The sequence below is a fragment of the Mycobacterium sp. SP-6446 genome, assembly GCF_001954045.1.
GTDB lineage: Bacteria > Actinomycetota > Actinomycetes > Mycobacteriales > Mycobacteriaceae > Mycobacterium.
In genome coordinates this window covers 1-9,233 of the sequence record NZ_MBEM01000213.1, presented here as the reverse complement: position 1 = coordinate 9,233, position 9,233 = coordinate 1, and the positions used below count along the sequence as shown (strand labels likewise).

Here is a 9,233-nt window from a genome sequence, read left to right as displayed (position 1 = left end):
CGGCGCCAGCGTGTCCGATTTCGCCGAGATCACGCGGTCGGAGCCGGAGAAGTCGTTGGTGCGCCCGCTGCACGGTCATGGTGGGCGCAACGCCCACGGCCGGATCACCACCCGCCACCGCGGTGGCGGTCACAAGCGCGCCTACCGGGTGATCGACTTCCGCCGCAACGACAAAGACGGTGTCAACGCCAAGGTCGCGCACATCGAGTACGACCCGAACCGCACCGCGAACATTGCGCTGCTGCATTTCTTTGACGGCGAGAAGCGCTACATCATTGCGCCGCAAGGGCTCTCGCAGGGTGACGTGGTGGAGTCCGGTGCCAACGCCGACATCAAGCCGGGCAACAACCTGCCGTTGCGCAACATCCCGGCCGGTACCTTGGTCCACGCCGTGGAGCTGCGGCCGGGCGGTGGCGCGAAGCTCGCGCGGTCGGCCGGGTCGAGCATCCAACTGCTCGGCAAGGAGGGCAGCTACGCGTCGCTGCGCATGCCCAGCGGCGAGATCCGCCGGGTCGACGTGCGCTGCCGCGCAACGGTCGGCGAGGTGGGCAACGCCGAGCAGGCAAACATCAACTGGGGCAAGGCCGGTCGCATGCGGTGGAAGGGCAAGCGTCCTTCCGTCCGCGGTGTGGTCATGAACCCGGTTGACCACCCGCACGGCGGTGGCGAGGGCAAGACCTCCGGTGGCCGTCACCCGGTCAGCCCGTGGGGTCAGCCCGAGGGCCGCACCCGCCACCCGAATAAGCAAAGCAACAAGCTCATCGTCCGGCGCCGGCGCACCGGCAAGAAGCACTCGCGGTAGGAGTAGCGAACCATGCCACGCAGCCTGAAGAAGGGTCCGTTCGTCGACGACCACCTGCTCAAGAAGGTGGACGCGCAGAACGAGAAGAACACCAAGCAGGTCATCAAGACCTGGTCGAGGCGTTCGACGATCATTCCGGACTTCATCGGCCACACCTTCGCCGTGCACGACGGGCGCAAGCACGTCCCGGTGTTCGTCACCGAGGCGATGGTCGGCCACAAGCTCGGTGAGTTCGCGCCGACGCGAACCTTCAAGGGGCACATCAAGGACGACCGAAAGGCCAAGCGTCGATGAGCACCACTACGGAATTTCCCTCGGCGGTCGCCAAGGCGCGGTTCGTCCGGGTGTCGCCGAGAAAGGCGCGCCGGGTCATCGACCTGGTTCGCGGCCGCTCGGTGGCCGACGCGCTGGACATCCTGCGCTGGGCCCCGCAAGCCGCCAGTGAACCGGTCGCCAAAGTGATCGCGAGCGCCGCGGCCAACGCGCAGAACAACAACGGACTGGACCCGGCGACCCTGGTGGTCGCCACCGTCTACGCCGACGAGGGCCCCACCTCCAAGCGCATCCGTCCGCGCGCCCAGGGCCGCGCGTTCCGAATCCGCAGGCGCACCAGCCACATCACCGTCGTGGTGGAGAGCCGGCCCGCCAGGGACCAGCGGTCCGCGAAGTCGACCAGGGCGCGCCGCGCCGAGGCCAGCAAGGCCGCCGCGAAGGCCCCGGCCAAGAAGGCCGCCGCCAAGAAGGCGCCGGCCAACAAGGCTCCCGCCAAGAAGGCTCCCGCGAAATCGGCGGCCAAATCCCCGGCCAAGAAGGCGGCCGCCAAGAAGGCTGCGGTCAAACCAGAGGGCAAATCCGCGGAAGCCGGAGAGACTTCTGAAGCGAAGGGAGGCTCCGACTAGTGGGCCAAAAGATCAATCCGCACGGCTTCCGGCTCGGGATCACCACCGACTGGAAGTCGCGCTGGTACGCCGACAAGCAGTACGCCGAGTACGTCAAGGAAGACGTCGCGATCCGTCGGCTGCTGTCCACCGGCCTGGAGCGCGCCGGGATCGCCGACGTGGAGATCGAGCGCACCCGCGACCGGGTCCGGGTGGACATCCATACCGCGCGTCCCGGCATCGTCATCGGCCGCCGCGGCACCGAGGCCGACCGGATCCGCGCCGACCTGGAGAAGCTGACCGGCAAGCAGGTGCAGCTCAACATCCTCGAGGTCAAAAACCCTGAGTCGCAAGCACAATTGGTGGCCCAGGGCGTCGCCGAGCAGCTGAGCAACCGGGTGGCGTTCCGCCGCGCGATGCGCAAGGCCATCCAGTCGGCGATGCGGCAGCCCAACGTCAAGGGCATCCGGGTGCAGTGCTCCGGGCGCCTCGGCGGCGCGGAGATGAGCCGTTCGGAGTTCTACCGCGAGGGCCGCGTGCCGCTGCACACCCTGCGCGCCGACATCGACTACGGCCTCTACGAAGCCAAGACCACCTTCGGCCGGATCGGTGTGAAGGTGTGGATCTACAAGGGCGACATCGTCGGCGGCAAGCGCGAATTGGCAGCCGCCGCACCGGCGGGCGCCGACCGCCCGCGCCGCGAGCGGCCCTCGGGCACCCGTCCGCGCCGCAGTGGCGCGTCGGGCACCACGGCGACCAGCACCGAGGCCGGCCGCGCTGCGGGCGCCGAGGAAACCCCCGCCCCCGAGGCCGCGGCGCCCGTTGAACCGCAGAGCACGGAGAGCTGAATCATGTTGATTCCCCGCAAAGTCAAGCACCGCAAGCAGCACCATCCCCGGCAGCGCGGCATCGCCAGCGGCGGCACCCAGGTGAACTTCGGCGACTACGGCATCCAGGCGCTCGAGCACGCCTACGTCACCAACCGGCAGATCGAGTCCGCGCGTATCGCGATCAACCGCCACATCAAGCGTGGCGGCAAGGTGTGGATCAACGTCTTCCCCGACCGCCCGCTGACCAAGAAGCCCGCGGAAACCCGGATGGGTTCGGGTAAGGGTTCGCCGGAGTGGTGGATTGTCAACGTCAAGCCGGGCCGGATCCTGTTCGAGCTCAGTTACCCCAACGAGCAGACCGCCCGTGCGGCGCTCACCCGCGCGATCCACAAGCTGCCGATCAAGGCACGCATCGTTACCCGAGAGGATCAGTTCTGATGGCAGTGGGAATTTCGCCTGGCGAACTGCGTGAGCTCACCGACGACGAGCTGACCGAGCGCCTGCGCGAATCCAAGGAGGAGCTGTTCAACCTCCGCTTCCAGATGGCGACCGGGCAGCTCAACAACAACCGCCGGTTGCGGACCGTGCGCCACGAAATCGCGCGCGTCTACACCGTGCTGCGCGAACGAGAACTGGGCCTGGCTTCCGGGCCCGACGGTAAGGAATCGTGATGGCAGAATCCAAGACCGCGTCCAAGACCGCCGCAAAAAAGGCCCCGGCGAAAGCGGCGGCGAAGGCCGCTCCTAAGCGCGCCGCCGCACAGGACACCGCCTCGACGGACAAGGGTCCCAAGCACACACCGGCCGCCCCGAAGACCCGGGGCCGGCGCAAGACGCGCATCGGTTACGTGGTGAGCGACAAGATGCAGAAGACCATCGTGGTCGAGCTGGAAGACCGCATGCGGCACCCGCTGTACGGCAAGATCATCCGGACTACCAAGAAGGTCAAGGCGCACGACGAGAACAGCACCGCCGGTATCGGAGACCGGGTCGCGCTGATGGAGACGCGCCCGACCTCGGCGACCAAGCGCTGGCGGCTTGTCGAGATCTTGGAAAAGGCCAAGTAGCCCCGAAGCGACATCGAGCGTAACGCCACGGCGAAAAAAGATCGCGATCTTCGCAGTGGCGTTACGCTCGGCGCATGTCGACTGACTCCCGAGCCTTTCAGGGCAAAATCGAGCTGGATATTCGCGATTCGGAGCCGGACTGGGGTCCGTACGCCGCGCCGACCGCGCCACCGAACTCGCCGAACATCCTCTATCTGGTCTGGGACGACACCGGCATCGCGACCTGGGACTGCTTCGGCGGCCTGGTCGAGATGCCCGCCATGACGCGGATCGCCGAACGCGGGGTGCGCCTGTCCCAATTCCACACCACCGCGCTGTGCTCACCGACCCGTGCGTCGTTGCTGACCGGTCGCAACGCCACCACGGTGGGCATGGCCACCATCGAGGAATTCACCGACGGCTTCCCGAACTGCAACGGTCGCATTCCGCCCGACACCGCGCTGCTGTCCGAAGCGCTCGCCGAACGCGGCTACAACACCTACTGCGTCGGCAAGTGGCATCTGACGCCGCTCGAAGAGTCCAGCATGGCGTCGACCAAGCGGCACTGGCCGACCTCGCGCGGTTTCGAACGGTTCTACGGATTCCTGGGCGGCGAGACCGACCAGTGGTATCCCGACTTGGTGTACGACAACCACCCGGTGAATCCGCCCGGCACGCCGGAGGACGGCTATCACCTGTCGAAGGACATCGCCGACAAGACCATCGAGTTCATCCGCGACGCCAAGGTGATCGCGCCCGACAAACCGTGGTTCAGCTACGTGTGCCCCGGCGCCGGTCATGCGCCGCACCACGTCTTCAAGGAATGGGCCGACAAATACGCCGGCCGGTTCGACATGGGTTACGAGCGCTACCGCGAGATCGTGCTGGAAAAGCAGAAGTCGATGGGGATCGTGCCGCCGGACACCGAATTGTCGCCCGTCAACCCGTATTTGGACGTGACGGGACCCCAGGGCCAGGCGTGGCCGATGCAGGACACTGTGCGGCCGTGGGATTCGCTCAACGACGAGGAGAAAAAGCTGTTCAACCGGATGGCCGAAGTCTTCGCCGGTTTCCTCAGCTACACCGATGCCCAAATCGGCCGAATCCTGGACTATCTCGAGGAATCCGGCCAGCTGGACAACACCATCATCGTGGTGATCTCCGACAACGGCGCCAGCGGCGAGGGCGGTCCGAACGGGTCGGTCAACGAAGGCAAGTTCTTCAACGGCTACATCGACACGGTCGAAGAGAGCATGAAACTGTTCGACCACCTCGGCGGCCCGGAGACCTACAACCATTACCCGATCGGCTGGGCGATGGCGTTCAACACGCCCTACAAACTCTTCAAGCGCTACGCCTCGCATGAAGGCGGGATCGCCGACACCGCGATCATCTCCTGGCCCAACGGCATTGCCGCACACGGCGAGGTCCGCGACACCTATGTCAACGTCTGCGATATCACGCCCACGGTCTACGACCTGTTGGACATGACACCGCCGGAGTTGGTCAAGGGCATCCCGCAGAAGCCACTGGACGGCGTGAGCTTCAAAGCGGCCCTGGCCGATCCGAACGCCGATACCGGCAAGGAGACCCAGTTCTACGCCATGCTGGGTACCCGCGGGATCTGGCACCAGGGCTGGTTCGCCAACACGATCCACGCGGCGACACCGGCGGGGTGGTCGCATTTCGACGCCGACCGCTGGGAGCTGTTCCACATCGAGGCCGATCGCAGCCAATGCCACGACCTGGCCGCCGAGCAACCCGAGAAGCTGGAAGAGCTTAAGGCGCTGTGGTTTTCCGAGGCCGACAAGTACAACGGCCTTCCGCTGGCCGATCTGGACCTGATGGAAACGCTGACACGTTTCCGTCCGTACCTGGTCGGCGAGCGGACCAGCTACACCTACTATCCGAACTGCGCGGACGTCGGCATCGGCGCCGCCGCCGAGATCCGTGGCCGGTCGTTTGCCGTGCTGGCCGACGTGACCGTGGATACCACCGGCGCCGAAGGCGTTCTCTTCAAGCAGGGCGGCGCCCACGGCGGGCACGTGCTGTTCATCCAGGACGGTCGCCTGCACTACGTTTACAACTTCCTCGGCGAGAGGCAGCAGCTGGTTTCGTCGTCCGACCCGGTTCCGTTGGGCCGGCACGTGTTCGGCGTCGGCTATCTGCGGACCGGAACCGTGGCGAACAGCCACACTCCGCTCGGTGACCTCACGCTCTTCGTCGACGACAAGGAAGTCGGCACGCTCGCCGATGTGAGCACCCATCCCGGAACGTTCGGGCTGGCCGGTGCCGGCATCACCGTCGGGCGCAACGGCGGTTCCGGAGTCTCCAGTCGCTACAAGGCGCCGTTCGAGTTCACCGGTGGCACCATCAAGCAGGTCGACGTCGACCTGTCCGGCCGGCCGTACATCGACGTGGAAGCCGAAGTTGCGCTTGCGTTTTCGCGCGACTGAGCTGGGTATTGGCCTGCTCTGCCTGTGCGTGGGCGTGGCGGCCGGCTGCGAGAAGACCACCGGTGGTTCCGCCACCCCGGTGACATCCAGACCCCCCGATCCGGCCGAGCCGGTGCCGGGCGTCGAAGTCACCCTGCCCGACCACATCCCGCCCAACGCCGTCGCGTGCATGCCGCCACCGCCGACCAGCGGGAGCATGGCCAGGGCGGCGGTGGCGGATCCGGTGGCGCCGGTGATCGTCACACCGCTGCCGGACGGCTGGAACTCGACTACCGGCAGCGGCGACGTGGCGCTGACATCGACCGGCCCGGAAGGGATGTCGGTGAAGGTGACCATCACCCCGACGGACCTCGATCCCGGCGGAGCTTTCCTGCGCTACGCCACCGACCTGCGCACGGCCAAACCCGACGTCCGCCTCACCGTCGCACCGGCCCAGTTCTGCGGCTACAGCAGCCAGCTGCTGAACGGCACCATCGGGTCCGGCACAGCCTTCGCCGACCGCATCACCCACATCTGGACCAACACCAGGGCGTACCTGGTGGTCATCCATCTTGAAGGCCTCGCGGGAGCGCCCGGCTTCGATGCGGCGAAATCGACCGTGACGCAGCAGTTCGCGGTAGTAATCCCCTGAAAGTCCGTTTTCGTTGTGGGGCCGCTGCTAGCATCTGGCCCCGTGATGCCTCGATGACCGCCGGACCTCTGCCGCCGCCGGCGCCGCCCGGGGGGCGTGTCCGGCAGCTCGCGATCGCGTTCGCGATCCTGGTGGCCGTCATCGTCGTCTATGTCCTTTCCCTGATCGCCGTACACCTGCTGGCCAAGTCGGCGCCCCCGCTGCCCGCGGTGGACCTGAGCAAGGTCGAGGCCGAGGACAGCGTCGTGCAGGTGCGCCTGGAGAAGCTGGATACCGTCGCCAACCGCTTGACGGTGAATGTTCTTGTCTATCCGAAGGATTCGCTGTACGACAAGAACTTCGGCGTGCTCACCACCGATGCCGCGGTGCGACTGTATCCGGAGAACGACCTGGGGGACCTGCAGTACCCGGTGGGCAAGGCGCCGGCGCAAGTCAGCACCACCATCGCCGCGCAGGGTGATCCCGGTAACTGGCCGTTCGACTCCTACAAGACGGAGGTCATCGCGGCCGACGTGTTCACCGGCTCCGGACCCAACCGTGAAAAGGCGCCCGCCCGTGTCGAAGCCACCGGGAAGCTCGACGGCTGGGACGCCACCGTTACCCGCGTGCACGACCCCGACGATGCCAACCCGAACGTGCAGGACAATGTGATCATCACGTTGCACCGGGCCAAGGGGCCGCTGATCTTCGACGTCGGCATCTGCCTGGTCCTTATCGCCCTGCCGGTGCTGGCGTTGTGGGTGGCCATTCCCGTGGCGTTGGGCCGGACCCCGTTCTTACCGCCGATGACGACCTGGTACGGCGCGATGCTGTTTGCGATTGTCCCGCTGCGCAATATCCTGCCCGGCAGCCCACCGTACGGTTCGTGGATCGACCAAGCCGTCGTGCTGTGGGTGTTGATCGGCCTGGTGGTCGCGATGGCACTCTTCCTGGTCGGTTGGTGGCGGCAACGGGAGCGACGACAAAAGACCTGACCTACTGCGGGTTCGGGGCTCCGGTGATGGCGTCGACGGCGCCGGATACGCGTGCCTGGAAGTCGGGCGACAGCGGGATGTAACCGCTTTTGTTGAGGTCGATCTGGCCGGGGCCGATGGCCGCCTGCAGGAATGCCTTGACCGCCTGGGCCACGTCGGGGCTGGGGTACTTGGAGCAGACGATCTCGTAGGTGGCCAAGACGATCGGGTAGACGTCGGGTTGGGCGGGGTTGTAGAACGACGAAAGGTCGAGGACGAGGTCGTTGCCGTTGCCGATGATCTTCGCGCCGGTGATGGTCTTGCCGACGGTGTCGGTGCCGATCCGGACCGGGCGCAAGGACCTACGGCTCGCCGGGGTCTTGATCTCGGCGGCGTAAAGCCCTTGCTGCAGCGCGAAAGACAACTCGTTGTAGCTGATCGCACCCTCGGTGGTTTTCACGGCCCCCGAGGTGCCGACGTTGCCCGCGGCGCCGGTGCCGACGCCGCCGTTGAACATCTTGCCGGCGCCCTTACTCCAGGCACCGCCCGACGCGGCCTGAAGGTAGGACTGGAAGTTGTCGGTGGTGCCGGACGCGTCGCTGCGGTAGATGACCCGGATGTCCTCCGCGGGCATGGATGCGTTGAGCGCCGTCAGGGCCGGGTCGTCCCAGCGCGTGATGGTGCCGTTGAAGATCTTGGCCAGCGTGGGAGCGTCGAGGACCAACGAGTCAACGGCGCTGAGGTTGTACGTGATGGCCAGCGGGCCGAAGACCACCGGCAGGTTCCAGGCGTCGGCGCCTCCGCATCGCTGCTTGGCGGCGGGGTATTGGTCGCCCGAGAGGGGTGTATCCGATCCACCGAAATCGGTTTTGCCGCTGAGGAATTCGCTGATTCCCGCGCCCGAGCCGTTGGCGGTGTAGTTGAGCGTTTGCCCGGCGCAGACCTTGGTGTAGGCCGCGACGAATCGGCTCATCGCGTGGGCCTGCGCGGTCGAGCCGCTGGCGGCCAGGGCCTGTTTGCCGCCGCAGTCCACCTTGGCCCCGGCGGCATAGGCCAGGGTTGCATGGGAGTTGCTGCAGCCGGCAAGGGCGATGGCGCCAACCGCGAGCACGCTGACGGCGGCTGATCGCTTGTGCTTCACACACAGGCATTTACCGCCAGTGAATTAACAGGCAAACCAACACCGAATGAACGGGTTCGCTGGGGGGCGAGCAGCCGTCCGGCGGTCGCCGGAAATTGCCTATTGATCGCGGAAATTTCGATTCTCCGCGCGGACCGCACCGGTTCGCTACCATCGAATCCTCGTGTGCTTGCCCGCCGGGCCACCGCAATCCCACGGAGGTGCTGACCGATGACCCATCAAGCCCCACCGGCACCCCCGCCCCCGACGCCTCCCACGCCGACGCCCGAGGCCGCGCCCGATGCTCCCGCCAAACGGGGGGGACGGCGCACGCTGTTGGTAATCGGCATCCTGGTGGCTTTCATCATCGTCTACGGCCTGTCGCTATTCGGCGTCCACTTGCTGTCCAAATCGGCGGCACCGATCAAGCCGCCGGACTTGAACGCCACCGGCGACACCGTCGTGCTGGTGCGTCTCGAAAAGCTGGAAACCGTCGCGAATCGCCTCACCGTGAAGGT

The 9,233-nt window shown here is 66.4% G+C and carries 11 protein-coding genes and 1 pseudogene; 11 read left to right on the top strand and 1 reads right to left on the bottom strand.

Going from position 1 to position 9,233, the window contains the following annotated elements:
* From rplB to A5736_RS19215, 10 genes are all read left to right on the top strand, one after another.
* A partial coding sequence (gene rplB / locus A5736_RS19260) for a 50S ribosomal protein L2 (RefSeq protein WP_175611338.1) occupies window positions 1–802 on the top strand: 802 nt, incomplete at its 5' end.
* A 12-nt stretch (window positions 803–814) separates the two neighbouring features.
* The gene (gene rpsS, locus A5736_RS19255) at window positions 815–1,096 is read left to right on the top strand and encodes a 30S ribosomal protein S19 (RefSeq protein ID WP_007167837.1); all 282 of its coding nucleotides are present in this window, start codon (window positions 815–817) and stop codon (window positions 1,094–1,096) included.
* Window positions 1,093–1,701: a 50S ribosomal protein L22 gene (rplV, locus tag A5736_RS19250; RefSeq protein ID WP_076248030.1), complete on the top strand. Its 609-nt coding sequence runs from the start codon at window positions 1,093–1,095 to the stop codon at window positions 1,699–1,701. Before rpsS ends, rplV begins: the two co-directional genes overlap by 4 nt.
* On the top strand, window positions 1,701–2,528 hold the full coding sequence (gene rpsC / locus A5736_RS19245; protein ID WP_076061507.1) for a 30S ribosomal protein S3: 828 nt from the start codon (window positions 1,701–1,703) through the stop codon (window positions 2,526–2,528). Before rplV ends, rpsC begins: the two co-directional genes overlap by 1 nt.
* A gap of 3 nt (window positions 2,529–2,531) precedes the next feature.
* Window positions 2,532–2,948, top strand: a complete 417-nt coding sequence (gene rplP, locus A5736_RS19240; RefSeq protein ID WP_076061509.1) for a 50S ribosomal protein L16 — start codon at window positions 2,532–2,534, stop codon at window positions 2,946–2,948.
* Window positions 2,948–3,181, top strand: coding sequence for a 50S ribosomal protein L29 (gene rpmC / locus A5736_RS19235; RefSeq protein WP_076126217.1), 234 nt, complete (start codon window positions 2,948–2,950; stop codon window positions 3,179–3,181). The genes rplP and rpmC overlap by 1 nt, the downstream gene beginning before the upstream one ends.
* Complete coding sequence (rpsQ, locus tag A5736_RS19230) at window positions 3,178–3,576, top strand: 30S ribosomal protein S17 (protein WP_139333432.1); 399 nt, start codon at window positions 3,178–3,180, stop codon at window positions 3,574–3,576. Before rpmC ends, rpsQ begins: the two co-directional genes overlap by 4 nt.
* 74 nt (window positions 3,577–3,650) lie before the next feature.
* Entirely contained in the window at window positions 3,651–6,011 is a 2,361-nt protein-coding gene (locus tag A5736_RS19225; RefSeq protein ID WP_076126221.1) for an arylsulfatase, read from the top strand.
* 28 nt (window positions 6,012–6,039) lie between these two features.
* Window positions 6,040–6,642, top strand: coding sequence for a hypothetical protein (locus tag A5736_RS26885; RefSeq protein ID WP_254848411.1), 603 nt, complete (start codon window positions 6,040–6,042; stop codon window positions 6,640–6,642).
* Window positions 6,643–6,695: 53 nt separating this feature from the next.
* Window positions 6,696–7,616 carry a DUF4436 domain-containing protein gene (locus tag A5736_RS19215; protein WP_076248028.1) on the top strand — a complete coding sequence of 307 codons (921 nt, stop codon included), beginning with the start codon at window positions 6,696–6,698 and terminating at the stop codon, window positions 7,614–7,616.
* A 1-nt stretch (window position 7,617) separates the two neighbouring features.
* Here the strand turns inward: A5736_RS19215 and pstS are convergent, their stop codons facing one another.
* Window positions 7,618–8,736: a phosphate ABC transporter substrate-binding protein PstS gene (pstS, locus tag A5736_RS19210; protein WP_076248027.1), complete on the bottom strand. Its 1,119-nt coding sequence runs from the start codon at window positions 8,734–8,736 to the stop codon at window positions 7,618–7,620.
* Between the two features lie 210 nt (window positions 8,737–8,946).
* Here pstS and A5736_RS26460 point away from each other — a divergent pair.
* Window positions 8,947–9,233 (top strand): annotated as a pseudogene (locus A5736_RS26460) (DUF4436 domain-containing protein); the annotation flags it as partial.